This window comes from Metapseudomonas boanensis, from assembly GCF_042232855.1.
GTDB lineage: Bacteria > Pseudomonadota > Gammaproteobacteria > Pseudomonadales > Pseudomonadaceae > Metapseudomonas > Metapseudomonas boanensis.
The window spans coordinates 3,095,729-3,121,564 of record NZ_CP113889.1 but is presented as its reverse complement, the minus strand read 5'-3'; the positions used below and the strand labels follow the sequence as shown (position 1 = coordinate 3,121,564).

Below are 25,836 nucleotides of genomic sequence, written 5' to 3'. Positions count from 1 at the left end.
AGCAATAGTCAAACGATCAGAAAGTCTGGCCCAAGGAGAACTGGAACACTTGGGTATCGGCATTGTCCGGCTTCTTGACCGGCATACCCAAGCTGAAGCTCAACGGTCCCAACGCGGTAATCCAGGTCAGGCCTACACCCACGGAGCTGGCAAGGTCACTCGCATTGATGCTGTTACAGTTGGTCGCGGTCGACGAACAACTGGTATCGAACACGTTACCCACATCCCAGAAGACCACGGAACGCAACTGACGCTGATCTTTGACGAACGGCAGCGGGAACAGCAACTCCACCCCGCCCTGGACCAACACGTTACCACCAAACGGCAGCGGGTCCTGGTCAGGGTCGAAAGCTGTACCAGGCTTCGTACCGGTGCTCGGTGTACTACGCGGGCCAAGGCTGCTGTCCTCGAAACCGCGTACGGAGTTGAAACCACCCGCGAAGTAGTGCTCATAGAACGGCAGTTCGGAGGTCGAGCCATAGCTGTCGCCGTAGCCCAACTCGGTGTGCCAGCGCAGCGCAGTGTTCTGGGTCAGCGGAGTGAACAACTGGCCACGATAGTCGAGTTTGAAGAACGACAGGTCACTACCTGGGATCGTGCTTTCAAGAACCAGGTTCTGGGAGTATCCACGGTTGGCAAGCACGCCACGGTTCAGCGTCGAATCGGACCAGCCGACAGACGCCTTGAAGTTGGTGTAGCTGTCACCTTCCTGTTCGATGAAATCGAAGATTTCATCGACGGTGTAGATGCCGGTATTGATGTCGTCCTGCTGCACGGTAAGGCCATAGGTCAAGCGAGCAGTCTCACTGATCGGATAACCGATGCTGACACCGGCCCCCAGGCTGTCCACCGCATAGCTGGACACGTCGACGTCGAGGTCGTCGTAGTCGGTGCTGCGATAGAAAGCGTTGTAGCCCAAACTGACGCCATCTGCAGTCCAGTAGGGATCGACGAAGCCGAAGTTGTATCGGGTCTGGTACTCGCTACGGGTCAGACCAACGCTGACCTTGTTGCCGGTACCGAGGAAGTTGTTCTGGCTGATCGATCCACCCAGGATCAGGCCGGCGCTCTGGGCGAAGCCGACACTGGCGGTGATGGAACCGGACGGCTGCTCTTCCACCGTGTAATTGACGTCAACCTGATCGTCGGTGCCGGGCACCTGCGGGGTTTCAACGTTTACTTCTTTGAAGAAGCCCAGACGCTCCAGACGGGTCTTCGACTGGTCGATCAGGTAGGTCGAAGCCCAGCCGCCTTCCATCTGACGCATTTCACGACGCAGCACTTCGTCCTCGGACTTGGTGTTGCCTCGGAAGTTGATGCGATTGACATAGGCACGCTTGCCCGGGTCCACCATGAAGGTGACGGAAACGGTGTTGTCCTCGTCATGGGGCTCGGGCACGCCGTTGACGTTTGCGAAGGTATAGCCTTCGTTACCCAGGCGGCGGGTGATCAGCTCCGACGTAGTCGTCATCACCTTGCGCGAGAACACTTGCCCTTCCTGTACCAGCAGCAGGGACTTCACTTCTTCCTCCGGCACCTTCAGGTCGCCGGAAAGCTTGACCTCACGGATCGTGTATTTCTCACCCTCGTCGACGTTGACGGTGATGTAAACGTGCTTCTTGTCTGGGGTGATGGACACCTGGGTCGAGGAGATGTCCATATTGATGTAGCCGCGGTCCAGGTAGTAGGAACGCAGACGCTCGAGGTCGCCTGACAGCTTTTCGCGAGCGTACTTGTCGTCGTTCTTGAAGAACGACAGCCAGTTGGTGGTCTTGAGTTCGAACAGGTCGACCAGGTCCTCGTCGGGGAATACGGTATTGCCCACCACGTTGATGTGTTGGATAGCCGCAACGGAACCTTCATTGATGTTGATCTTCAGTGCAACGCGATTGCGCGGCTGCGGGATCACCTCCGCCTCGATTCCTGCAGAGTAGCGACCCTGCGCCACATACTGGCGCTGCAACTCGTTCCGAACGCCTTCCAGAGTGGCGCGCTGGAAAATCTCCCCCTCAGCCAGGCCGGATTGCTTCAGGCCCTTGAGCAGGTCCTCGGTGGTAATTGCCTTGTTGCCTTCGATCTCGATGCTGGAGATGGAAGGACGCTCGACGACGCTGATGACCAGGACGTTGCCGTCACGGCCGAGCTGGATATCCTGAAAGAACCCGGTCTTGAACAGCGAACGGGTGGCTTCCACCAGACGGCGATCATCCGCCTGTTCGCCAACGTTGAGCGGCAGGGCACCGAAGACGCTGCCGGCGGAGACACGCTGCAGGCCGTTGACGCGGATGTCGGAGATGGTGAAGGACTCGGCGTGAACCTCGGCGATCATGAGTGCGGCGAGCACCGCAGGTAGCAACAAGCGTTTCATGAAGTCCTTTTTTATTCCAACCGGTAATAAAGAATCTGCCGCACAAGGCGGCAGACTCAGCATTCTTAAGATTCGTTACAGACGACTCAGATCGTTGACCAGGGCAAGCAACATGACCCCCACGACCAAGCTGATGCCAATCTGTACCCCCCACGCCTGCACCCGCTCCGACAATGGACGTCCACGCGCCATTTCAATCAGGTAAAAGAGCAGGTGCCCCCCGTCCAGGACAGGGATTGGCAACAAATTGAGAACCCCCAGGCTTATGCTCAGGTAGGCGAGGAAATTGAGGAAGTCCCCTACGCCCGACTGGGCCGAAGCGCCCGCCACTTTAGCAATGGTTATCGGCCCGCTCAAGTTTTTTACCGAGAGCTCGCCGAGCAACATTTTCTTTAGAGAATCCAGTGTTAGGAGGCTCATGGACCATGTACGCGAGGCTGCCTCGGCAACAGCTTCAAGTGGCCCATAGCTGACTTCGCGCAACATTTCGGGCGGCCACTCCACGCCCTTCACCCCCGCACCCAGGTAGCCGCTACGTGCTTCTGCCTCGCCACGTGCGGCCAAGGTGACCTGCACCTCCAGCACCTGACCCTCGCGCTCAACGCTGAAGGCGACTCGCTCGGCCGGACGTTTGCGCACACGTTCCACCAACTGTTGCCAGTCATCGAGTGCCTGTCCATCCAAGGTCAGGAGACGATCGCCCAGCTTCAGACCGGCAGCCTGGGCCGGACCTTTTGGATCCAGTTCAGCGAGAACCGGCGCAATGGCAGGACGCCAGGGCGTGATGCCAAGCGCACCGATCGGATCAGGCTCATCGACACCCTTCAGCCAATCATTGAGCTGCAGCTCGCGGATCTGGGTAGCACTATCCCCCGCGTCACGAATACTGACCTGCAGGGAACCACTCTCACCCAGACGGCGAACCAGCTGCAGGTTGACCGCCGACCAACCGGTAACGTCTTTGCCGTCGATCGAGATGATTTCCTGGCCGGACTCCAATCCTGCCGAAGCAGCAATACTGCCAGGTGCTACCGAGCCGATCACTGGCTTGACCTGCTGACTTCCCAGCAACGCGAGCACCCAGAAGAACAGGAGCGCAAGCAGAAAGTTGGCCACCGGGCCGGCCGCCACGATGGCAATACGCTGCCCGACCGGCTTGCGATTGAAGGACTGATCCAACTGGTCAGCGGGCACCTCGGCCTCACGCTCGTCCAGCATTTTCACGTAGCCACCGAGCGGAATGGCGGCCACGACAAATTCGGTGCCATGGCGATCATGCCAGCGGAACAGTGGGCTACCGAAACCGACAGAGAATCGCAGGACTTTGACACCACAACGGCGGGCGACCCAGAAATGGCCGAACTCATGGAAGGTGACCAGCACCCCCAGCGCCACCAGGGTGCCAAGGATCATATAGAGCGCACTCATCGGTTTCCTCCGGGACTAACGCCCGTGACGGACTAGCCATTGCCCGGCCACAGCTCTGGCACGAGCATCGGCCTGCAGGACAGCATCCAGCGTTTCGACCGCGATCACGGTTTCGCGGTTCAGCACTTCATCGATGATACTCGCGATCTCGGTGAAGCGGATGCGCCGGTCAAGAAACGCCGCGACGGCAACCTCGTTGGCCGCATTGAGCATGGCAGGCGCACTGGCGCCAGCCTCGGCAGCCTGGCGCGCAAGACGCAGACAAGGAAAGCGCTGCTCGTCGGGTGCCTGGAAATCCAGACGCGCCACACTGAACAGGTCCAGCGCAGAAACGCCGGAATCGATACGCTCCGGCCAGGCCAACGCATGACTGATGGGCGTGCGCATGTCGGGATTACCCAGCTGCGCCAACACCGAACCATCGACATAATCGACCAGAGAATGGATCACGCTCTGTGGATGGATCACCACTTCGATCTGTGCCGGCCGTGCGTCGAACAGCCAGCAAGCCTCGATCAGCTCCAACCCCTTGTTCATCATGCTCGCCGAATCGACGGAGATCTTCCGCCCCATGGACCAGTTGGGATGCGCACAAGCCTGCTCGGGGGACACATCCGGCAACCGCTCCAGCGGCAACTCGCGGAACGGCCCTCCAGAGGCCGTAAGGAGGATGCGACGCACGCCAACATCGGCCAATCCACGGGAATAGTCGGTCGGCAAGCACTGAAAAATTGCGTTATGTTCGCTATCGATCGGTAGCAGCACAGCATTGCTGCGGCGAACAGACTGCATGAACAGGGCACCGGACATCACCAACGCTTCCTTGTTGGCCAGCAGCACGCGCTTACCCGCCTCAACCGCGGCCAAGGTAGGCTGAAGCCCCGCCGCACCGACGATTGCAGCCATCACGGCATCCACATCCGGATGCGCAGCGATTTCACAAAGGCCTTGCTCGCCGACCAGAACACGGGTTTCGAGCCCTGCAGCCAACAAACTTCCCTGCAAATGGCGCGCGGAGTCAGCGTCCGGCACTGCGGCGAAACATGGGCGATAACGCAAGCAGAGCGCTTCCAGTTCGGTCAGGCGACTGAAACCGCTGAGGGCAAATGCCTGGTAACGTTCTGGATGCCGGGCAATCACATCAAGGGTGCTGAGACCGATCGAGCCGGTTGCCCCCAGGACGGTAATACGTTGCGGCTGTGTCAAAGCGCACCCCACCCGGCCGCCCACAGCAGCGCAGCAAAGAATGGGATAGCCGCTGTCAGGCTATCGATGCGATCAAGCACGCCACCATGCCCCGGCAGCAGGTTGCTACTGTCCTTGATCCCGGACTGCCGCTTGAACATGCTTTCAGTCAAGTCCCCCACGACCGATATCAGAACCACTAGCGCGGCACCACCCAGAGCCCAAAGCAGCTCACTGGCACTCCAGCCACGGTAGATACCCACGCCAACGGTAATCAGCAGGCTTGCCAGCAAGCCGCCAACCAGCCCTTCCCAGCTCTTGCCGGGACTAACCTGCGGGGCCAACTTGCGCTTGCCGAAAGCCTTGCCGGAAAAATAGGCGCCGATATCCGCTGCCCAAACCAGCACCATCACCGAAAGGATCAACCAATTCGCGAGCGGCCATTGCTTGAATAGCATCAAGCCTTGCCAGGCCGGTAACAGAATCAGGAAACCGATCAGGAGCTTCCCGAACCGGCCATCCCAGTAACGACTGCTGGCCGGATAGTTCAGCACCAGCAATGTCGCCAGCAACCACCAGACCACCCCAACGAGCAACACCCAGGCCGCCAAAGCGGGCAGATGGTAGAGCCCAAGCAGAAGCACAGCGACGACCGCAGCATAAGCTATGCGCTGCGTCTGGAAAGGCAATCCCGCCAGGCGAGCCCACTCCCAGCCACCGAGCGTCACCACCACACCAATGAACAGCGCGAACGCGCCACCGCTCAGCCAGAAGAAGCCCGCCAGGGCGATGGGTAGCAGCACCAGTGCGGTGATGATGCGTTGTTTCAGCATTTCGATCGCGCCTCAGCTTCCAGCTGCTCGCTTGTCTTGCCGAAGCGGCGCTGACGCTTGGCGAAATCAGCCAGCGCTTTACGCATGGCTTCATGCTTGAAGTCAGGCCAGAATAGATCGGAGAAATACAACTCGGCATAGGCGAGCTGCCACAACAGGAAGTTACTGATACGGTGGTCCCCCCCCGTACGAATGCACAGGTCAGGTAGGGGCTGGTCCCCCGTAGCGAGGCACCCCTGGAGTAACTGCGGCGTGATGTCTTCCACCTGCAGATGACCCGCTTGCACTTCGCGAGCGAGCCGCTGCGCAGCCTGGGTGATATCCCACTGCCCACCGTAGTTTGCCGCCACTTGGAGTGTGAAGCGCTGGTGGCCAGCCGTCAGTAGCTCAGCCTCGCGCATGGCCGCCTGCAGCTCCGGATGGAAGCGCGAGCGATCACCGATTATGCGCAGACGAATGTCGTTGTCATTGAGGCGACGAACCTCACGACGCAGCGCTGCCAGGAATAACTCCATGAGAGCGCTGACCTCGTCCGCGGGACGCTGCCAGTTCTCACTGGAGAAAGCGAACAAGGTGAGCACTTCGACACCTGCGTCGGCACACACCTCGATCACTGCCCGGACAGCGTCAACTCCCGCCTTGTGGCCAGCAACGCCTGGCAGCAGGCGCTTCCTCGCCCAACGGTTATTACCGTCCATGATGATAGCCACATGACGTGGCACCGCTGGATTGACGCCTTGCTGGGATTTATCCATGGAGTTTCCGAACGTCAAACCGCCATCAGATCGTTTTCTTTGGCTTCCAGAGCCTTGTCGACCTCTGCAACGAACTTGTCGGTCAGCTTTTGGACATCATCAGCTGCGCGACGCTCTTCGTCTTCGCTGATTTCCTTTTCCTTCACCAGATCTTTCAGCTGGGCCAGCGCATCACGACGGATATTGCGTACGGCGACGCGGGCGTTCTCGGCCTCGGCGCGAGCCTGCTTGGTGTAGCCCTTGCGGGTTTCTTCAGTCAGGGCAGGCATCGGCACGCGAATGGTGGTACCGGCAGTAGCCGGATTCAGACCCAGGTCAGAAGTCATGATCGCCTTCTCGACAGCCTGGATCATGCTCTTGTCGAAAACGGTCAGGGCGAGGGTACGGGAGTCCTCGGCGATGACGTTGGCGACCTGACGCAGCGGTGTATCAGCACCGTAGTAGGACACCATCACGCTATCCAGGATGCTGGGGTGCGCACGACCGGTGCGGATTTTGGCGAAGGCATGATTCAGCGATTCCAGGGATTTCTTCATGCGCTCCTGCGCGTCTTGCTTGATCTCATTGATCATTTTTCGCCCTCCTCGATCAGAGTTCCTTCGGCGCCGCCCACCACGATATTCAGCAGGGCACCCGGTTTATTCATATTGAAGACCCGCAGCGGCATCTTCTGGTCACGACACAGACAAATGGCCGTCAGATCCATGACACCCAGCTTGCGATCCAACACCTCATCGTAGGTCAGGCGCTCGAACTTCTCGGCATTGGGATCCTTGAATGGGTCGGCAGTGTACACGCCATCGACCTTAGTGGCCTTCAGCACGACATCAGCATCCACCTCGATCGCCCGCAGGCAAGCCGCGGAGTCGGTGGTGAAGAAGGGATTGCCAGTACCGGCAGAGAAAATAACCACTTCGCCCGAGCTCAGGTGGCGCATCGCCTTGCGGCGATCGTAATGATCCGTCACGCCAACCATGGAAATAGCGGACATCACCAGTGCGGGAATATTCGACCGCTCAAGTGCATCGCGCATAGCCAGCGCGTTCATCACAGTCGCCAGCATGCCCATGTGGTCGCCGGTCACTCGATCCATGCCAGCCGCACTGAGGGCAGCACCACGGAACAGGTTGCCACCGCCGATGACCAGGCCTACCTGTACGCCGATGCCGACCAACTGGCCGATCTCCAGCGCCATGCGATCAAGGACCTTCGGATCGATGCCGAACTCCTCAGACCCCATCAGCGCTTCGCCGCTGAGTTTGAGCAGAATGCGTTTGTAGCGAGGTTGGCGGCCACTCACCTGCTGAGCCATTGCGTATCTCTCCTGCGGCGCAATTTGAATTCCAGGGTCATGCGACCCTGCATAAGTCGCGTAGTTCGACTACGCGCAAGGCAGTTGGTGCCCCTCACTCGGGCCTGCCATGGGAACCACCCCGAATCGGCTCCCCACTTTGACGAAGAGGCCGCGCGCGTGAGCGGGCAGCCTCTTGCGGGGCGACAGCCGAAGCCGTCTTATTGCTTGGTAGCGGCGACTTGAGCAGCTACTTCGGCAGCGAAGTCGACTTCGACTTTCTCGATGCCTTCGCCTACTTCGTAACGAACGAAGGAAACGATCTCGGCGCCGGCTTTCTTGGCCAGTTCACCGACCTTGACTTCCGGATCCTTGACGAACGGTTGATCGACCAGACTGGCCTCGGCGAGGAACTTGCTAATGCGGCCTTTGACCATGTTCTCGACGATGTTTTCCGGCTTGCCGGCGATCTTGTCAGCGTTCAGGGCCAGGAAGATTTCCTTTTCCTTGGCAACGGCTTCTTCAGAAACCTGGGACGGATCCAGGAACTGCGGATTGCTGGCAGCCACATGCATGGCGATGTCCTTGGCCAGTTCCGGAGTACCACCCTTCAGGTTCACCACGACACCGATGCGGTGGCCGTGCAGGTAAGCACCAACTACATCACCCTCGACGCGGGTCAGGCGACGGATGTTGACGTTTTCGCCAGTCTTGGAAACCAGGGCCAGACGCGCTTCTTCGCGGGACTCGACCAGCGGGGCTGCGTCAGTCAGCTTCTCGCTGAAAGCCTGTTCCAGGGAAGCGGCAACGAAGGACTTGAAATCGTCCTGCAAGGCCAGGAAGTCAGTCTGGGAGTTGACTTCGATGATCACAGCGGCCTTGTTGTCATCGGCCACTTTAACGGCGATGGCACCTTCGGCGGCGATGTTGCCGGCCTTCTTGGCGGCCTTGATGGCGCCAGCGGCACGCATATCATCGATGGCTTTTTCGATATCGCCATCAGCGGCAGTCAGCGCCTTCTTGCAATCCATCATGCCCAGGCCAGTACGCTCGCGCAGTTCTTTAACCAGGGCTGCAGTAATCTCTGCCATGTTCGCAATCCTCTATGAATCGGTTTTCAACCATTCGGCCCGGAAGTCCGGGCAATCACAATCCGGAGGTGGCAAAAAGGGGGCTTAGCCCCCTTCTTGCGCACCGGGTAACGCTAGATGGCTCTAACTCAGCCTTCAGCGGCCTCGGAAGCAGCTTCTTCGACGAACTCGTCAGGGCCACCAACGGCATTCTGACGGCCGCGCATGACAGCATCGGCAACGCTGCTCAGGTACAGCTGAACGGCGCGAATGGCGTCGTCGTTACCCGGGATCACGTAATCAACGCCTTCAGGGCTGCTGTTGGTATCGACAACACCGATTACCGGAATGCCCAGCTTGTTGGCTTCGCTGATGGCGATGCGCTCGTGGTCAACGTCGATCACGAACAGAGCGTCCGGCAGACCACCCATGTCCTTGATACCACCCAGGCTGCGCTCGAGCTTCTCAAGGTCGCGGGTACGCATCAGGGCTTCTTTCTTGGTCAGCTTGGCAAAGGTGCCGTCCTGGGACTGGGTTTCCAGCTCGCGCAGGCGCTTGATCGACTGACGGATGGTCTTGTAGTTGGTCAGCATGCCGCCCAGCCAGCGGTGATCGACGTACGGGGAGCCGCAACGAGCAGCTTCTTCGCGAACGATCTTGCCAGCGGAACGCTTGGTGCCGACGAACAGAACCTTGTTCTTGCCTGCAGCCAGCTTCTCAACGAAGCTCAGGGCGTCGTTGAACATCGGCAAGGTTTTTTCAAGGTTGATGATATGGATCTTGTTGCGCGCGCCGAAAATGTACTTGCCCATTTTCGGGTTCCAGTAACGGGTCTGGTGGCCGAAGTGCACACCGGCCTTCAGCATATCGCGCATGTTGACTTGGGACATTTCTATTCCTCGATAAGTCGGGTTATGCCTCCACGCATCCCAATATCCAACCCTTTCAGGCACCCAGGATATCGTGTCGATACGTGTGTGGGTTTGTGCTCCCGGGCAAAGCTGCCCGTAAAGCGGCGCGTTTTATAGCATAAAAAGCCGCCCCAAGCTACAGGCTTCACACCACAAGAAGCACAGAGCCTTGCGCCGCCGGCTTATGGCTTGGGCCTTGAAGCTGCTAATATCAGCCCTTTTCCGCTTGCGTCCGAGAGCTTATATGACCGTCACCATCAAGACACCCGCCGAAATCGAGAAGATGCGCGTTGCAGGCCGCCTGGCCGCAGAAGTGCTTGAGATGATCGGCGAGCATGTCAAACCCGGCGTGACCACCGAGGAGCTGGACCGTATCTGCCACGACTACATCGTCAATGTGCAGCAGGCCATCCCCGCGCCGCTCAACTACAAAGGCTTCCCGAAATCGATCTGCACCTCGATCAACCACGTGGTTTGCCACGGGATTCCTAACGACAAGCCGCTCAAGGAAGGCGACATCCTCAACATCGATATCACGGTGATCAAGGATGGCTACCATGGCGACACCAGCAAGATGTTCCTGGTCGGCAAGCCCGCTGAGTGGGCCGAAAAACTCTGCCGCGTGACCCAGGAATGCATGTACAAGGGCATCCAGTTGGTCCGCCCGGGCGCCCGCCTCGGCGATATTGGCGAGGTGATCCAGAAGCACGCTGAGAAGCTGGGCTACTCGGTCGTTCGCGAGTACTGCGGCCACGGCATCGGCGCGGTGTTCCATGAAGAGCCCCAGGTGCTGCATTACGGCCGCGCCGGTACCGGCCTGGAGCTGAAGGAAGGCATGACCTTCACCATCGAGCCGATGATCAACCAGGGTCGCCCGGAAACACGACTCCTCGGCGACGGCTGGACTGCCATCACCAAGGACCGCAAGCTCTCCGCGCAGTGGGAACACACGATCCTGGTGACTGCCGAAGGCTACGAAATCCTGACCCTGCGCAGCGACGATACCCTGCCGCGCACCTCGCCCTGACACTGGCCCCTATATAAGGAAGGCTGCTCGATGCCGCAGGTGGATCCCGAGTTATTCGACCGCGGCCAGTTCCAGGCGGAACTGGCCCTGAAGTCCAGCCCTATCGCTGCCTTCAAAAAGGCCATCCGCCGTTCCCGCGAAGTACTCGACAACCGCTTCGCCAACGGACGCGATATCCGCCGCCTGGTCGAGGACCGCGCCTGGTTCGTCGACCAGATCCTGCGCGCGGCCTGGGAGCGCTTCCACTGGAGCGAAGACGCCGACATCGCCCTGCTGGCAGTAGGTGGTTATGGCCGTGGCGAGCTGCACCCGTTCTCCGATATCGACCTGCTGATCCTGCTGGACAGTGCAGATCACGAAGTTTTTCGCGAGCCCATCGAGGGTTTCCTCACCCTGCTGTGGGACATTGGCCTGGAAGTCGGCCAAAGCGTCCGCTCGGTCGCGGAGTGTGCTGAAGAGGCCCGCGCGGACCTCACAGTGATCACCAACCTGATGGAAAGCCGCACCATCGCCGGCCCGGAAAGCCTGCGCCAGCGTATGCTGGCAGTCACCAGCTCCGAGCAGATGTGGCCGAGCAAGGACTTCTTCCTCGCCAAACGCCAGGAACAGCGCGGGCGCCACGCCAAGTACAACGACACCGAGTACAACCTGGAGCCAAACGTGAAGGGTTCCCCAGGTGGCTTGCGCGACATCCAGACCATTCTCTGGGTGGCTCGTCGCCAGTTCGGCAGCCTGAACCTGCATGGTCTGGTCCTGCAGGGTTTCCTCGTCGAAAGCGAGTGCAGCATGCTCGCCTCCGGTCAGGAGTTTCTGTGGAAGGTTCGCTATGCGCTGCACATGCTTGCCGGGCGCGCCGAAGATCGCTTGCTGTTCGACCACCAGCGCAAAATTGCCAGCCTCCTTGGCTTCGAAGACGGCAACGGCAAGCTCGGCATCGAACGATTCATGCAGAAGTATTATCGCGTGGTGATGGGGGTCGCCGAGGTCAGCGACCTGATCAACCAGCACTTCGAGGAAGTGATCCTGCGCGCAGGTGAGTCCGGTCAGGCGCATCCGCTGAACAGCCGGTTCCAGTTGCGCGATGGCTACATCGAGGTCACCCACCCGAACGTCTTCAAGCGCACGCCCTTTGCATTGCTGGAAATCTTCGTCCTGATGGCTCAGCATCCCGAGATAAAAGGCGTGCGGGCCGACACCATTCGACTGTTGCGCGATAGCCGCCACCTGATCGATGACGATTTCCGTAAGGACATCCGCAACACCAGCCTGTTCATCGAATTGTTCAAGTCCGAGCAGGGCATCCACCGCAACCTGCGTCGGATGAACCGTTACGGTATTCTGGGTCGCTACCTGCCCGAATTCGGCCACATCATCGGGCAGATGCAGCACGACCTGTTCCACATCTATACGGTCGACGCCCACACGCTCAACCTGATCAAGCACCTGCGCAAGCTCAAATGGCCCGAACTGGCGGAGAAGTTCCCCCTGGCCAGCAAGCTGATCGACAAGCTGCCCAAGCCAGAGCTGATCTACATCGCCGGGCTCTACCACGACATCGGCAAAGGCCGGGGCGGAGACCACTCTGAACTCGGCGCAGTCGATGCCGAGGCATTCGGCGTTCGTCATCACCTGCCCGCCTGGGACACAAGACTGGTGGCTTGGCTGGTCCAGCATCACCTGGTGATGTCGACCACCGCGCAACGCAAGGACCTGTCCGATCCGCAGGTGATCTACGATTTCGCCCGCCTGGTTGGCGACCAGACACGGCTCGATTACCTCTACGTGCTCACCGTGGCCGATATAAATGCCACCAACCCGAGCCTGTGGAACTCCTGGCGGGCCAGCCTGCTGCGCCAGCTATACACCGAAACCAAGCGCGCCCTGCGTCGCGGCCTGGAAAACCCGCTGGACCGCGAAGAGCAGATTCGCCAGACGCAGATCTCGGCCATCGACATCCTGGTCCGCAATGGCACTGACCAGGACGAAGCCGAGCAGCTCTGGTCACAACTGGGCGACGACTATTTCCTGCGCCACACCGCCAATGATGTGGCCTGGCACACTGAGGCCATCCTCCAGCACCCGCCCGGCAACGACCCGCTGGTGCTGATCAAGGAAACCGCCCAGCGCGAGTTCGAGGGTGCCACCCAGATCTTCATCTACGCACCGGACCAGCACGATTTCTTCGCGGTTACCGTGGCCGCAATGTCGCAGCTGAACCTGAACATCCACGATGCCCGGATCATCACCTCCACCAGCCAGTTCACCCTCGACACTTACATCGTGCTCGATGCCGACGGCGGACGTATTGGAGATAACCCGGCACGTATCCGCGAGATCCGCGAGGGCCTGATCGATGCCTTGAAGAACCCAGACGAATACCCGGCCATCATCCAGCGCCGGGTACCGCGCCAGCTCAAGCACTTCGCCTTCGCGCCGCAGGTCACTATTTCCAACGACGCGCAGCGCCCGGTCACCGTGCTCGAACTGATCGCCCCGGATCGACCAGGCCTCCTAGCTCGGATCGGACGGATTTTCCTGGAGTTCCACCTATCGCTGCAGAACGCAAAGATTGCCACACTGGGCGAGCGCGTGGAGGACGTGTTTTTCGTCACCGACGCCAACAACCAGCCGCTGTCGGACCCAGAACTCTGCCGGCGCCTGCAGGAGGCCATCGTCTCGCAACTGTCCCAGGCCAACAGCCAGGGCACGGAGACTGGCCGCACACGCATTTGAACCCGTAGGGTGCAATAAGGCCGCTGGCCGCATTGCACCGTTCCACCCACGACCGCCTGTTGACGCCCTACAGATATGAACGAAGCCCTGAACCTGCTGCAGCCCTACCCCTTCGAGAAGCTCCGCGCCCTGCTCGCCGGCGCGCAACCGTCCGCGGACAAGAAGGCCATCGCGCTCTCCATCGGCGAGCCCAAGCACCGCTCGCCGGCCTTCGTCGCCGAAGCCCTCACCGCCAACCTCGATCAACTGGCGGTCTATCCCACTACCCTGGGGATTCCCGCCCTACGCGAAGCCATCGCCCAGTGGTGCGAACGGCGCTTCAAGGTACCGGCCGGCTGGTTGGATGCGGCGCGCCACATACTGCCGGTGAACGGCACCCGTGAAGCCCTGTTCGCCTTTACCCAGGCGGTGGTGAACCGTGCCGACCAGGGCTTGGTCGTCAGTCCCAACCCTTTCTATCAGATCTATGAAGGCGCAGCCCTGCTCGCCGGCGCCGAGCCGCACTACCTGCCGTGCCTGGCGGAGAATGGCTTCAATCCGGATTTCGACGCGGTACCCGCTGAAGTCTGGCAGCGTTGCCAGATCCTCTTCCTCTGCTCCCCGGGCAACCCCACTGGCGCGCTGATCCCGCTCGAAACCTTGAAGAAGCTGATCACTCTGGCTGACGAGCATGACTTCGTGATCGCCGCAGACGAGTGCTACAGCGAGCTTTACTTCGACGAGCAGAACCCGCCGGCCGGCCTGCTCACCGCCTGCGCCGAACTCGGCCGTTCCGACTTTGCCCGCTGCGTCGTGTTCCACAGCCTGTCCAAGCGCTCCAACCTACCGGGCCTGCGCTCGGGTTTCGTCGCCGGCGACGCTGCAATCCTCAAGTCGTTCCTGCTGTATCGCACGTACCACGGCTGCGCCATGCCGGTACAGACCCAGTTGGCCAGCGTCGCGGCCTGGAATGACGAAGTCCACGTACGCGCCAATCGCGCGCTGTACCGCGAGAAATTCGATGCCATGCTGGATATCCTTGAGCCAGTACTGGACGTGCAGCGCCCGGATGGTGGCTTCTACCTCTGGCCAAAAACGCCGGTGGACGATGAAACCTTCACCCGCGAGCTGTTCGCCCGTGAGCATGTCACCGTGGTGCCCGGTTCCTACCTGTCCCGCGCGGTCGATGGCTTCAACCCCGGTGCCGGCCGCGTGCGCATGGCCCTGGTGGCGCCTCTCGCCGAATGCGTCGAGGCTGCCGAGCGCATCCGTGCCTTCACCAAAGCGCTGTGAGCTTCCAAAGGACCGCGAACATGAGCATCACCCTCTACGGCATCAAAGCCTGTGACACCATGAAAAAGGCCCGCACCTGGCTCGAAGAGCAGGGCGTGAGCTACAGCTTCCATGACTACAAGGCCTCCGCCATCGACCGCGCGAACCTGGAGAAATGGTGCGCCGAGCATGGCTGGGCGACCGTCCTGAACCGTGCCGGCACCACCTTCCGCAAGCTGGACGACGCACAGAAAGCCGATCTGGACCAGGACAAGGCCATCGCCCTGATGCTGGCCCAACCCTCGATGATCAAGCGTCCGGTGCTGGACCTCGGTAACCGCACGCTGGTCGGTTTCAAGCCCGACGCCTACGCCGCGGTTTTCAAGTAATCATGGATATCGCCTGGGGACTGTTCATCCCGGCCTGCTTTGCGCTGAACATGGCGCCGGGGCCGAACAACCTACTGTCGCTGCACAACGCAGCGCGCCAGGGTGTGCGCAGCGCCTGCCTGGCCGGCGCGGGCCGCCTGCTGGCCTTCGCCAGCATGATCGCCCTCGCGGCTTCAGGCCTCGCCCTCGTGCTGCAAGCCTCAGCCAGTCTGTTCCTGGCCATCAAGCTGCTTGGTGCCGGCTACCTGTTCTGGCTGGCCCTCCAGCTCTGGCGGTCTCCGGGCAACAGCTTCGCGGAGCAGCACGACACCGTGCACCTATCCCTGTGGAAGCTGTCGCGCCAGGAGTTCTGGGTGGCGGCCGGCAATCCCAAGGCGATCCTGATTTTCACGGCATTCCTGCCCCAATTTGTCAATCCACAACACCCTGTGGCCACGCAGTTCCTGGCCCTTGGCCTGGCCTTCCTGCTCCTGGAGTGGGTGGCCATCCTGCTTTACGCCCTGGCTGGCCTGCACCTCGGGCGACTACTGGCCGGGCCCCGAGCCCGCCTCCTGTTCAACCGTGGCTGCGCTGCCCTGCTGGGTAGCGCCGGACTGGGCCTGCTGCTCAGCCGTCGCCCTGCCTGATCAACCCACTTCAGTAAGAGGAATCCCAATGTCCAACGCACTCTTCAGCATCGCCTTCGGCGTCGGCACCCAGAACCGCCAGGGCAACTGGCTGGAAGTCTTCTACGCCCAGCCCCTGCTCAAGCCGTCCGAACAACTGGTAGCGACCATTGCCCCAATCCTCGGTTACAGCGCCGGCAACCAGGCCATCGCTATCAGTAACGCCCAGGCAGCAGAACTGGCCGGCGCCCTGAAGGATATCGACGCTAACCAGGCCGCCCTGCTGACCCGACTGGCCGAGAGCCATAAGCCACTGGTCGTCACCCTGCTGGCCGAAGACGCAGCCCTGACTTCCACGCCCGAGGCCTACCTCAAGCTGCACCTGCTGTCTCACCGCCTGGCCAAGCCGCACGGCCTGAACCTGACCGGCATCTTCCCGCTGCTACCGAACGTGGCCTGGACCAGCCAGGGCGCCATTGACCTCTCCGAGCTCGCGGAGCGCCAACTGGAAGCCCGCCTGAAAGGCGAGTTGCTGGATGTCTTCTCGGTGGACAAGTTCCCGAAAATGACCGACTACGTGGTGCCGGCCGGCGTCCGCATCGCCGACACCGCCCGCGTGCGCCTGGGTGCCTACGTGGGTGAAGGCACCACCGTCATGCACGAAGGCTTCATCAACTTCAACGGCGGCACCGAAGGCCCCGGCATGATCGAAGGCCGAGTGTCCGCTGGCGTCTTCGTCGGCAAGGGTTCTGACCTCGGCGGCGGCTGCTCCACCATGGGCACCCTGTCCGGTGGCGGCAACATCGTCATCTCCGTGGGCGAAGGTTGCCTGATCGGCGCCAATGCCGGCATCGGCATCCCTCTGGGCGACCGCAACATCGTCGAAGCCGGCCTCTACATCACTGCGGGTACGAAGGTCGCTCTGCTGGACGACCAGAACCAGCTGGTGAAGGTGGTCAAGGCGCGCGATCTGGCTGGTCAGCCGGATCTGCTGTTCCGCCGCAACTCGCAGAATGGCGCCGTGGAGTGCAAGACCAACAAGACAGCCATTGAGCTGAACGAAGCGCTGCACGCCCACAATTAATAGGAGCAGCCTCAAGTTGTAAGCCATAAGCTGCAAGTAGAACCGCTTGACGCTTGCAGCTTGAGGCTTATGACCATGCTTATTTCTCCTTGGCGCACTGACTTCCCTGCCCTCTCGGCCCTCGCGGCCGAGGGACAGACCTACCTCGACAGCGCCGCCACCTCACAAAAGCCCCAGGCTGTGCTGGATGCCCTGCTCGGCTACTACGCCAGCGGCGCCGCCAACGTGCACCGTGCTCAGCACCTGCCTGGCGAACGCGCGACCCGCGCCTTCGAAGGCACCCGGACCCAGGCCGCGCATTGGCTGAATGCCGCCAGCCCAGCGGAAATCCTCTTCACCCGCGGCACCACCGAAGCCATCAACCTGCTGGCCTATGGCCTTGAGCACCTGTTCCGTCCTGGCGACGAGATCGTCATCAGCGCCCTGGAGCACCACGCCAACCTGCTGCCCTGGCAACAGCTGGCCCTGCGCAAGCAACTTCGTCTGGTCATATTACCGCTGGACAGCGACGGTGGAATCGACCCGGAGCAGGCTGCTCACCTGATAGGCCCCAGGACTCGCCTGCTCGCAATCAGCCAGTTGTCGAATGTGCTCGGCCGCTGGCAAGCGCTGTCGGACTTGCTGCCCCTGGCCAGGGCCCAGGGCGCGTTTACTGTCGTGGACGGTGCCCAGGGCGTGGTGCATGGCCGCCATGATGTGCAGGCAATGGGCTGTGATTTCTATGCTTTCTCAAGCCACAAGCTCTACGGACCCGACGGTGTCGGCGTGCTCTACGGTCGCAGTGAAGCCCTCGCCAAGCTCAAACACTGGCAATTCGGCGGTGAGATGGTGCACAGCACCACCTACCAGAGCGCCGACTTCCATGGCGCGCCGCTGGGCTTCGAGGCGGGTACGCCAGCCATTGCTTCGGTGATCGGCCTTGGTGCTGCACTGGACTATCTGTCCAATCTGGACCATGCCGCCGTTGCCGGTCATGAAGCCGCCCTGCACGCCAAGCTGCTTGCAGGCCTGGCCGCGCGCGACGGCATCCGCCTGCTCGGCGCGCCGCAACTGGCGCTGGCCAGCTTCTGTGTGGATGGCGTACACAACGCCGACTTGGCGCACCTGCTCACGGAGCAGGGGGTCGCTGTGCGTGCGGGCCATCATTGCGCGATGCCCTTGCTGGACAGCCTCGGCTTGCAAGGTGCAATTCGTGTCTCGCTCGGCTTGTACAACGACGGTGAAGACCTCGAGCGCTTCTTCAGGGCGTTGGACAAGGCCCTGGAGTTGCTGCGATGAACCTGCCTGATCAGGCACAGCAGGCGCTCGAAGCCTTCACAGCCGCAGGCAGCTGGGAACAGCGTGCCCGCCTGCTGATGCTTTGGGGCGAGAAGCTGGAGCCCTTGGCCGAATGCGAGCGCAACAACCTCAACCGCGTGCATGGCTGCGAAAGCCAGGTCTGGCTGGTCGGTACATTGAGCAACGGACATTGGCACTTCCGCGCCACCAGTGATGCCCGGCTGATCCGAGGATTGCTCGCTGTTCTACTGGCTCGCGTCAACGGTCTGTCAATCGCAGAACTGGGCGCGCTGGACCTGCCGGACTGGTTCAACCAGCTCGGCCTGGCCCGCCAGCTCTCCCCTTCTCGCAGCAACGGACTGAATGCCGTCCTGATGAAAATGCGCGAACTGGCCCTGTAGGCGCAGATTCGCTGGCTATGTCCCAGCTAAGTGTTGCAACTGGCTGCATTTCCTGTAGGAGCGGCTTGCTCGCGAATCGGACTTTTTTGCGAGCAAGCTCGCTCCTACAAGGCTCTCAGCCTGGCCATTGATTGCTAGTAACAGCTATCGCAGGTATAGCCAATTCGTTCGCCAAGCTGATCGCAAGCCTGCCCCTGAGGTAGCGAAAGAAAATGGCATTCCTCACTCCAAACCACTCCCCCAAGGGAGCGGCAGCTATTCCGTGCGATCCTGCTGGGCCTGGCGCTCGGAAGGTCGCCGCCCCCCTGCCACCAGCTTGTCGATAGTCCGTGCAGCGGCAACCATGCCGAAGGTGGCTGTAACCATCATCACCGCGCCGAAACCACCCGCGCAGTCAAGCTTCACGCCTTCGCCAACAAAGCTCTTCTGCTGGCAGACCGAACCATCCGGTTTCGGGTAACGCAATTGCTCGGTGGAAAACACGCAAGGGACGCTATAAGTGCGGCCCGGAGTTCGCGAAAAGTTGTAGTCACGGCGCAGCATGGAGCGCACCTTGGCCGCCAGGGGATCGTTGAAGGTCTTGTTGAGGTCAGCCACCTTAATCTGTGTCGGATCCACCTGGCCACCCGCACCGCCGGTCGTGACGATCTGGATCTTGCGCCGCTTGCACCAGGCGATCAGGGCCGCCTTGGCGGCCACGCTGTCGATGCAGTCGATCACCGCATCCAGGTCCGGCGTGATGTATTCGATCATGGTTTCGCGGGTGACGAAGTCAGCCACGGCATGTACAACGCAAGCTGGATTGATCGCCCGGATACGCTCCGCCATCACCTCGACCTTGGCCTTGCCGACGGCCCCTTCAAGGGCATGTACCTGGCGATTGGTATTGGTGATACAGACGTCGTCCAAGTCGAACAGAGATATTTCGCCTACCCCTGAGCGTGCAAGGGCCTCGGCCGCCCAGGAGCCGACGCCGCCGATGCCTACCACCGCTACATGGGCAGCCTGCAGGCACGCCAATCCGTCCAGGCCATAAAGCCGGGCTATGCCGCCGAAGCGCTCATCAGTACTCATGCCACTTTCTCCCATCGCCTAACCCGGGGCGGGCGCGCATTATAGGAAGCACCATCCCCAGGCCCAAGCCCATTGCCGCTGAATGGCTCGTCATAGGTTCAGACGCGGCCGGCCGGCGCTATAGTCTGCCGATAACAACAAGGGAGCCGGTCATGCGCAACTTCAGCTTCTACAACCCAACCCGGATCCACTTCGGCGAGGGGCAGATCGCCAAGCTGGCGCGGGACGTTCCCGCTGGCAGCCGGGTTCTGGTCACCCACGGCGGTGGCAGCATCTTTCAGAACGGTGTCTGGAAACAGGTGGAAGAAGCCCTTGTCGGTCATCACCTGACCCGCTTTGGTGGCATCGAAGCCAACCCGCAATTCGATACGCTGGTCAAGGCTACGCAACTGGCCAAAGCCGAGGGCTGCGATTTCATTATCGCCGTGGGCGGTGGATCGGTGATCGACGGCAGCAAGTTCATCGCCGCCGCCTGTTGCTACAATGGCGACCCGATCGACCTGCTCAGCGGCAAACGCATCGCCGCTGCCCTGCCCCTGGGTTGCGTGCTGACCCTGGCTGCCACGGGCTCCGAGAGCAATCCGCACGGCGTGGTCACCCATGTTGCCCGACAGGAAAAACTGTCCTTTTCCAGCGCTCTGCTCTACCCACGCTTTGCCATCCTTGACCCGCGTACCACCTTCAGCCTGCCACCCCGGCAAATCGCTAACGGGGTAGTCGACGCCTTCGTCCACACCATCGAGCAATACCTTACTTATCCGGCCGACGCTCCGCTGCAGGACCGTTATGCCGAGGGCCTATTGCTGACTTTGATAGAAGAAGGCCCCAAGGCGCTGGTCAACCCGGAGGACTACGTGGTACGCGCCAATCTCATGTGGTGCGCGACCCAGGCGCTGAACGGGCTGCTCGGCTGTGGTGTCCCACAGGATTGGTCGACGCACATGATTGGCCACGAACTGACCGCCCTCTACCACATCGACCACGCCCAGACGCTGGCCGTGGTGCTGCCGGCGCTGTTGGCGGAACGCCGTGAGGTCAAGCGCGAAAAGTTGCTGCAATACGCCACCCGCGTGTGGGGTATCAAGGAAGGCGACGAGAACAAGCGCATCGATGGCGCCATTCAGGCCACACGCGACTTCTTCAAATCCTTGGGCGTCGCCACCCGTCTGTCGGAACATGGCCTGGACGCGGACGTCATTCCTCAGGTATTGGCGCAACTGGAACGGCATGGCATGACGGCCATGAGCGAGCACCGCGACCTTGACCTGGCGATCAGCGAGCGCATCCTGCTGAGAGCGCTCTAGCATCTGACCCAGGTCGAGCGATTCCGTTTTGTAATGTCATCGACCGAACTTCTGGCGCTTCATAGGACCAAAACCCTGGATACGGATCACCGTCCAGCCTCACCAACTGGACGGAATCTATACAGCTTCGGGGTGGCGGAGTAGCATGCGCGCCGACCAGCGTCCGCTGGCCCAACCCCGTTCCACGTTTCGGAACCTTTGACATCTATGCCATCGCGTAAAATTGGACTCAATCTGGTGGTCTTCGTGGCGGTCGCCGCGTTGTTCACCGGCATCTGGGCGCTCTACAACCGCCCGGTCACCGCGCCGGACTGGCCGGAACAGATTTCCGGTTATTCCTTCTCGCCATTCCGCGCGGATCAGAACCCTCAACAGAACCGCTACCCCAGCGACGAGCAGATCCGCCAGGACCTCGAACTGCTGAGCAAGCAGACCGACAACATCCGGACCTACTCGGTGGATGGCACCCTGGCTGAAATCCCGCGCCTGGCGGAAGAGTTCGGCCTGCGCGTGACCCTGGGCATCTGGATCAGCCCTGACGAGGAGCGCAACGAGCGCGAGATCGCCAAGGCCATCGAAATCGCCAATGCCTCGCGTAGCGTCGTGCGTGTCGTGGTGGGTAACGAAGCCCTTTTCCGTCGCGAGATCAGCCGCAAGGAACTGATGGTCTACCTCGACCGGGTGCGTGCCGCCGTCAAGGTGCCGGTAACCACCTCCGAGCAGTGGCACATCTGGCTCAAGTACCCGGAACTGGCCAAGCACGTCGACCTGGTGGCTGCCCACGTGCTGCCGTACTGGGAATTCATTCCCATGGAGGACTCGACCGAGTTCGTCCTGGAGCGCGCCAAGGACCTGAAGAAGGCATTTCCGAAGAAGCCCCTGCTGCTGTCCGAAGTTGGCTGGCCCAGCAACGGCCGCATGCGCGGCGGCGCTGATGCCTCCCAGGCTGACCAGGCCATCTACCTGCGTACCCTGGTCAACACCCTCAACGCCAAGGGTTACAACTACTTCGTGATCGAGGCATTCGACCAGCCCTGGAAGGCCAGCGACGAAGGTTCGGTCGGCGCCTACTGGGGCGTCTACAACCTGGATCGTCAGCCCAAGTTTGCCTTCGAAGGCCCGGTAATCGCCATTCCGCAGTGGCGCATCCTGGCTGTCGCTTCCGTGGTCATGGCACTGCTGGCCTTGGCCCTGATGCTGATCGACGGTAGCGCCCTACGTCAGCGTGGACGCACGTTCCTGACTTTCGTCGCCTTCGCCGGCGGCTCGGTCCTGGTCTGGATCGCTTACGACTACAGCCAGCAATACAGCACCTGGTTCAGTTTGACCGTGGGCATGCTCCTCGGTATCGGTGCCTTGGGCGTATTCATCGTGCTCCTTACCGAGGCCCACGAACTGGCAGAGGCTGTCTGGGTGAGCAAGCGCCGCCGTCCCTTCCTGCCGGTCCTCGCGGATTCCGCCTACCGGCCCAAGGTGTCGGTGCATGTGCCCTGTTACAACGAGCCGCCGGAGATGGTCAAACAGACCCTTGATGCCCTGGCCAACCTCGACTATCCGGACTTCGAAGTCCTGATCATCGACAACAACACCAAGGACCCGGCCGTCTGGGAGCCGGTGCGCGACTACTGTGAACAGCTCGGCCCGCGCTTCAAGTTCTTCCACGTCGCCCCGTTGGAGGGTTTCAAGGGTGGTGCGCTGAACTACATCCTGCCCCACACCGCGCCGGATGCCGAAGTGATTGCCGTAATCGACTCCGATTACTGCGTCGACCGCAACTGGCTGAAGTACATGGTGCCGCACTTCGCCGATCCGTCGATCGCCGTGGTGCAATCTCCGCAGGACTACCGCGACGGCAACGAGAACACCTTCAAGAAGCTCTGCTACGCCGAATACAAGGGCTTCTTCCACATTGGCATGGTGACTCGTAACGACCGCAACGCGATCATCCAGCACGGCACCATGACCATGATCCGCCGCTCTGTGATGGACGAGCTGAAGTGGGCCGACTGGACCATCTGCGAAGATGCCGAGCTTGGCCTGCGCGTGTTCAAGAAGGGCTATGCCGCTGCCTACGCTCACCAGAGCTTCGGCCGCGGCCTGATGCCCGACACGTTCATCGACTACAAGAAGCAGCGCTTCCGTTGGGCCTATGGCGCCATCCAGATCATGAAGGGACACGCCCGCAGCCTGTTCCTGGGTCAGGACTCGAAGCTCAAGCGCGGCCAGCGCTATCACTTCATAGCAGGCTGGCTGCCATGGATCGCCGATGGCCTGAACATCTTCTTCACCATCGGTGCGCTGCTCTGGTCGGCGGCAATGATCATCGTGCCGCAGCGGGTCGACCCGCCGCTGCTGATCTTCGCTATCCCGCCGCTGGCGCTGTTTTTCTTCAAGGTTGGCAAGATTGTCTTCCTCTACCAGCGTGCGGTGGGGGTCAACCTGAAGGACGCCTTCTGTGCCGCGGTGGCAGGCCTGGCGTTGTCGCATACCATCGCCAAGGCGGTGCTGTACGGCTTCTTCACCACCAGCATTCCGTTCTTCCGCACACCGAAGATGCGCAGCAACCACGGTCTGATGATGGCCCTGGCGGAAGCCCGTGAAGAAGTCTTCGTCATGCTCCTGCTGTGGGGCGCGGCCATCGGCATCGCCATCGTCCAGGGTCTGCCCAGCGCGGACGTGAAGTTCTGGGTGGCCATGCTGCTGGTGCAGTCGCTGCCGTACCTGGCAGCCCTGATCATGGCTCTGCTCTCTTCCCTGCCCAAGGCCCAGGAGGCCCCGCAGGAAGTGGCGACGGCCTGACCCGGAGCGACACCTCTAAACGGCGGCCCTTGGCCGCCGTTTATGTTTTAAGATGTCGCACTTTCAAGCGCCCTGAGTTGTTTCCGGAGTCCATCCATGTCGTCCCTCTCCCCTACCCTCGAACTCGCCTGCGAGCTCATCCGCCGCCCATCGGTCACCCCGGTCGATGAAGGTTGCCAGGAATTGATGATGCGCCGGCTGGCCGACCTCGGCTTCCGCATCGAACGCATGCGTATCGAGGACGTGGAGAATTTCTGGGCGATCCGTGGTGACGAAGGCCCCGTGCTGTGCTTTGCCGGCCACACCGATGTGGTCCCTACCGGCCCGGTCCACGCTTGGCAGCACCAGCCATTCGAGGCGCTGATCGACGAACACGGAATGCTCTGTGGCCGTGGCGCCGCCGATATGAAAGGCAGCCTGGCCGCGATGATCGTCGCCGTGGAGCGCTTCGTGGCCGAGCACCCGCAGCACAAGGGTGCGATTGCCTTCCTCATTACCAGCGACGAAGAAGGCCCGGCCCACCACGGCACCAAGGCCGTGGTCGAGCGGTTGGCTGCCCGAGGTGAGCGCCTGGACTGGTGCATTGTCGGCGAACCCTCCAGCACTTCGCTGGTGGGCGATGTGGTGAAGAATGGCCGACGCGGCTCCCTCGGCTGCAAACTCACCGTTCGTGGCGTGCAGGGCCACGTGGCCTATCCGCACCTAGCCAGGAACCCCATCCACCTCGCTGCACCGGCTCTGGCCGAACTGGCTGCCGAGCATTGGGACGATGGCAACGCGTTCTTCCCGCCCACCAGCTTCCAGGTGTCCAACCTCAACTCGGGCACCGGCGCCACCAACGTCATCCCGGGCGATCTGATCGCCGTATTCAACTTCCGTTTCTCCACCGAATCCACGGTGGAGGGCTTGCAGCGCCGCGTCGAGGCGATCCTCGACAAGCACGGCCTGGATTACCACCTGGAGTGGGCGCTCTCCGGCCTGCCCTTCCTGACCGAGCCGGGCGAACTGCTGGATGCGGTTTCCGCCAGCATCAAGGCCATCACCGGCCGCGACGCTACACCATCCACCACCGGTGGCACCTCCGATGGCCGCTTCATCGCGACCCTGGGTACCCAGGTGGTCGAGCTGGGGCCGGTCAACGCAACCATCCACCAGGTCAACGAGCGGGTGCTGGCCAGCGACCTCGACGTGTTGACCGATATCTACCAGCAGACGCTGGTCCGGCTCCTGGCCCAATCATGCTGATCTGCCCCCTCTGCCAAGGCCCGCTCAGCGTCAGCGACAATGGCGTCGCCTGTCCAGCGAACCACCGCTTCGACCGGGCTCGCCAGGGCTACTACAACCTGCTGCCGGTCCAGCACAAGAACAGCCGCGACCCTGGTGACAATGCAGCCATGGTCGAGGCTCGCCGCCGCTTCCTCGATGCCGGCCACTATGCACCACTGGCCAGCCGCCTGGCCGCTCTCGCGGCCGAGCGTGACCCCGAACGCTGGCTGGATATCGGCTGTGGTGAAGGCTATTACACCAGCCAGTTGGCCATGGCATTGCCAGCAACCGATGGCTACGCCCTGGATATCTCCCGCGAGGCCGTGAAGCGCGCCTGCCGCCGTGCACCGCAATTGCACTGGCTGGTGGCGAGCATGGCGCGTGTCCCCTTGGCGGACGCCAGCTGCCAACTGCTGGCCAGCGTGTTCAGTCCGCTGGACTGGCAGGAAGCCCTGCGCCTGCTCTCACCCGGCGGAGGCCTGCTACGCATGGGCCCGACTGGGACGCACCTGCTGGAGCTGCGTGAAAAACTATACGACCAGGTCCGCGACTACGATGACCAGAAACACCTGGCGCAGATCCCCGCAGGGATGCGCCTGGCCCACAGCGAAACCCTCGAATACCGGCTCGAGCTGGCCGAAGCCGGGGCTCGTGCCGACCTGCTGGCCATGACCCCGCACGGTTGGCGCGCCAACGCCGAGCGACGTGCAGCGGTTATTGCCGACCCCTTCGAGGTTACGGTGTCCATTCGCTACGATTGGATCGAGAAAACATAGGGACTCCT

Annotated in this window: 22 protein-coding genes; 12 read left to right on the top strand and 10 right to left on the bottom strand. The window is 61.4% G+C overall.

Annotated features, from left to right (window positions below; all coding sequences use genetic code 11):
- Nucleotides 1-16: 16 nt before the first annotated feature.
- The 9 genes from bamA to rpsB form a co-directional block, all read right to left on the bottom strand.
- The gene (gene bamA, locus OXH74_RS14430; protein WP_375737617.1) at nucleotides 17-2,368 is read right to left on the bottom strand and encodes an outer membrane protein assembly factor BamA; all 2,352 of its coding nucleotides are present in this window, start codon (nucleotides 2,366-2,368) and stop codon (nucleotides 17-19) included.
- A gap of 75 nt (nucleotides 2,369-2,443) precedes the next feature.
- Nucleotides 2,444-3,796: a sigma E protease regulator RseP gene (gene rseP / locus OXH74_RS14425; protein ID WP_215379194.1), complete on the bottom strand. Its 1,353-nt coding sequence runs from the start codon at nucleotides 3,794-3,796 to the stop codon at nucleotides 2,444-2,446.
- A gap of 15 nt (nucleotides 3,797-3,811) precedes the next feature.
- Nucleotides 3,812-5,002: a 1-deoxy-D-xylulose-5-phosphate reductoisomerase gene (gene ispC, locus OXH74_RS14420; RefSeq protein WP_375737616.1), complete on the bottom strand. Its 1,191-nt coding sequence runs from the start codon at nucleotides 5,000-5,002 to the stop codon at nucleotides 3,812-3,814.
- Nucleotides 4,999-5,814: a phosphatidate cytidylyltransferase gene (locus tag OXH74_RS14415; protein WP_375737615.1), complete on the bottom strand. Its 816-nt coding sequence runs from the start codon at nucleotides 5,812-5,814 to the stop codon at nucleotides 4,999-5,001. The genes ispC and OXH74_RS14415 overlap by 4 nt, the downstream gene beginning before the upstream one ends.
- Nucleotides 5,808-6,569 carry a polyprenyl diphosphate synthase gene (gene uppS / locus OXH74_RS14410; protein WP_375737614.1) on the bottom strand — a complete coding sequence of 254 codons (762 nt, stop codon included), beginning with the start codon at nucleotides 6,567-6,569 and terminating at the stop codon, nucleotides 5,808-5,810. Before uppS ends, OXH74_RS14415 begins: the two co-directional genes overlap by 7 nt.
- A gap of 14 nt (nucleotides 6,570-6,583) precedes the next feature.
- Nucleotides 6,584-7,141, bottom strand: coding sequence for a ribosome recycling factor (frr, locus tag OXH74_RS14405; protein WP_375737613.1), 558 nt, complete (start codon nucleotides 7,139-7,141; stop codon nucleotides 6,584-6,586).
- Nucleotides 7,138-7,881: a UMP kinase gene (gene pyrH / locus OXH74_RS14400; RefSeq protein WP_215379181.1), complete on the bottom strand. Its 744-nt coding sequence runs from the start codon at nucleotides 7,879-7,881 to the stop codon at nucleotides 7,138-7,140. Before pyrH ends, frr begins: the two co-directional genes overlap by 4 nt.
- A 200-nt stretch (nucleotides 7,882-8,081) precedes the next feature.
- The gene (tsf, locus tag OXH74_RS14395) at nucleotides 8,082-8,951 is read right to left on the bottom strand and encodes a translation elongation factor Ts (protein ID WP_215379179.1); all 870 of its coding nucleotides are present in this window, start codon (nucleotides 8,949-8,951) and stop codon (nucleotides 8,082-8,084) included.
- A gap of 128 nt (nucleotides 8,952-9,079) precedes the next feature.
- Nucleotides 9,080-9,820 carry a 30S ribosomal protein S2 gene (gene rpsB, locus OXH74_RS14390; protein ID WP_215379177.1) on the bottom strand — a complete coding sequence of 247 codons (741 nt, stop codon included), beginning with the start codon at nucleotides 9,818-9,820 and terminating at the stop codon, nucleotides 9,080-9,082.
- A 265-nt stretch (nucleotides 9,821-10,085) separates the two neighbouring features.
- Between rpsB and map the strand changes: the two genes are divergently transcribed.
- From map to OXH74_RS14350, 8 genes are all read left to right on the top strand, one after another.
- Nucleotides 10,086-10,868 carry a type I methionyl aminopeptidase gene (map, locus tag OXH74_RS14385; RefSeq protein ID WP_375737612.1) on the top strand — a complete coding sequence of 261 codons (783 nt, stop codon included), beginning with the start codon at nucleotides 10,086-10,088 and terminating at the stop codon, nucleotides 10,866-10,868.
- Between the two features lie 30 nt (nucleotides 10,869-10,898).
- Entirely contained in the window at nucleotides 10,899-13,601 is a 2,703-nt protein-coding gene (locus OXH74_RS14380) for a [protein-PII] uridylyltransferase (RefSeq protein WP_375737611.1), read from the top strand.
- Nucleotides 13,602-13,676: 75 nt separating this feature from the next.
- Nucleotides 13,677-14,873, top strand: coding sequence for a succinyldiaminopimelate transaminase (dapC, locus tag OXH74_RS14375; RefSeq protein WP_375737610.1), 1,197 nt, complete (start codon nucleotides 13,677-13,679; stop codon nucleotides 14,871-14,873).
- 20 nt (nucleotides 14,874-14,893) lie between these two features.
- Complete coding sequence (locus OXH74_RS14370) at nucleotides 14,894-15,241, top strand: ArsC family reductase (RefSeq protein WP_375737609.1); 348 nt, start codon at nucleotides 14,894-14,896, stop codon at nucleotides 15,239-15,241.
- A gap of 2 nt (nucleotides 15,242-15,243) precedes the next feature.
- Nucleotides 15,244-15,867, top strand: a complete 624-nt coding sequence (locus tag OXH74_RS14365) for a LysE family translocator (protein WP_375737608.1) — start codon at nucleotides 15,244-15,246, stop codon at nucleotides 15,865-15,867.
- Between the two features lie 28 nt (nucleotides 15,868-15,895).
- The gene (gene dapD / locus OXH74_RS14360; protein ID WP_375737607.1) at nucleotides 15,896-16,930 is read left to right on the top strand and encodes a 2,3,4,5-tetrahydropyridine-2,6-dicarboxylate N-succinyltransferase; all 1,035 of its coding nucleotides are present in this window, start codon (nucleotides 15,896-15,898) and stop codon (nucleotides 16,928-16,930) included.
- Nucleotides 16,931-17,005: 75 nt separating this feature from the next.
- The gene (locus OXH74_RS14355; RefSeq protein ID WP_375737606.1) at nucleotides 17,006-18,208 is read left to right on the top strand and encodes an aminotransferase class V-fold PLP-dependent enzyme; all 1,203 of its coding nucleotides are present in this window, start codon (nucleotides 17,006-17,008) and stop codon (nucleotides 18,206-18,208) included.
- Nucleotides 18,205-18,609, top strand: a complete 405-nt coding sequence (locus OXH74_RS14350; protein WP_375737605.1) for a SufE family protein — start codon at nucleotides 18,205-18,207, stop codon at nucleotides 18,607-18,609. The genes OXH74_RS14355 and OXH74_RS14350 overlap by 4 nt, the downstream gene beginning before the upstream one ends.
- Nucleotides 18,610-18,864: 255 nt before the next feature.
- Here OXH74_RS14350 and tcdA read toward each other — a convergent pair whose 3' ends face one another.
- Nucleotides 18,865-19,683, bottom strand: a complete 819-nt coding sequence (tcdA, locus tag OXH74_RS14345; RefSeq protein ID WP_215379149.1) for a tRNA cyclic N6-threonylcarbamoyladenosine(37) synthase TcdA — start codon at nucleotides 19,681-19,683, stop codon at nucleotides 18,865-18,867.
- Nucleotides 19,684-19,835: 152 nt separating this feature from the next.
- Between tcdA and OXH74_RS14340 the strand changes: the two genes are divergently transcribed.
- The 4 genes from OXH74_RS14340 (at nucleotide 19,836) to OXH74_RS14325 (ending at nucleotide 25,828) form a co-directional block, all read left to right on the top strand.
- The gene (locus OXH74_RS14340) at nucleotides 19,836-20,987 is read left to right on the top strand and encodes an iron-containing alcohol dehydrogenase (RefSeq protein WP_375737604.1); all 1,152 of its coding nucleotides are present in this window, start codon (nucleotides 19,836-19,838) and stop codon (nucleotides 20,985-20,987) included.
- 207 nt (nucleotides 20,988-21,194) lie between these two features.
- Nucleotides 21,195-23,786: a glycosyltransferase gene (locus OXH74_RS14335; RefSeq protein WP_375737603.1), complete on the top strand. Its 2,592-nt coding sequence runs from the start codon at nucleotides 21,195-21,197 to the stop codon at nucleotides 23,784-23,786.
- Nucleotides 23,787-23,882: 96 nt separating this feature from the next.
- Nucleotides 23,883-25,031 carry a succinyl-diaminopimelate desuccinylase gene (dapE, locus tag OXH74_RS14330; protein WP_375737602.1) on the top strand — a complete coding sequence of 383 codons (1,149 nt, stop codon included), beginning with the start codon at nucleotides 23,883-23,885 and terminating at the stop codon, nucleotides 25,029-25,031.
- On the top strand, nucleotides 25,025-25,828 hold the full coding sequence (locus tag OXH74_RS14325) for a putative RNA methyltransferase (protein ID WP_375737601.1): 804 nt from the start codon (nucleotides 25,025-25,027) through the stop codon (nucleotides 25,826-25,828). The genes dapE and OXH74_RS14325 overlap by 7 nt, the downstream gene beginning before the upstream one ends.
- The last annotated feature ends 8 nt before the right edge of the window (nucleotides 25,829-25,836 follow it).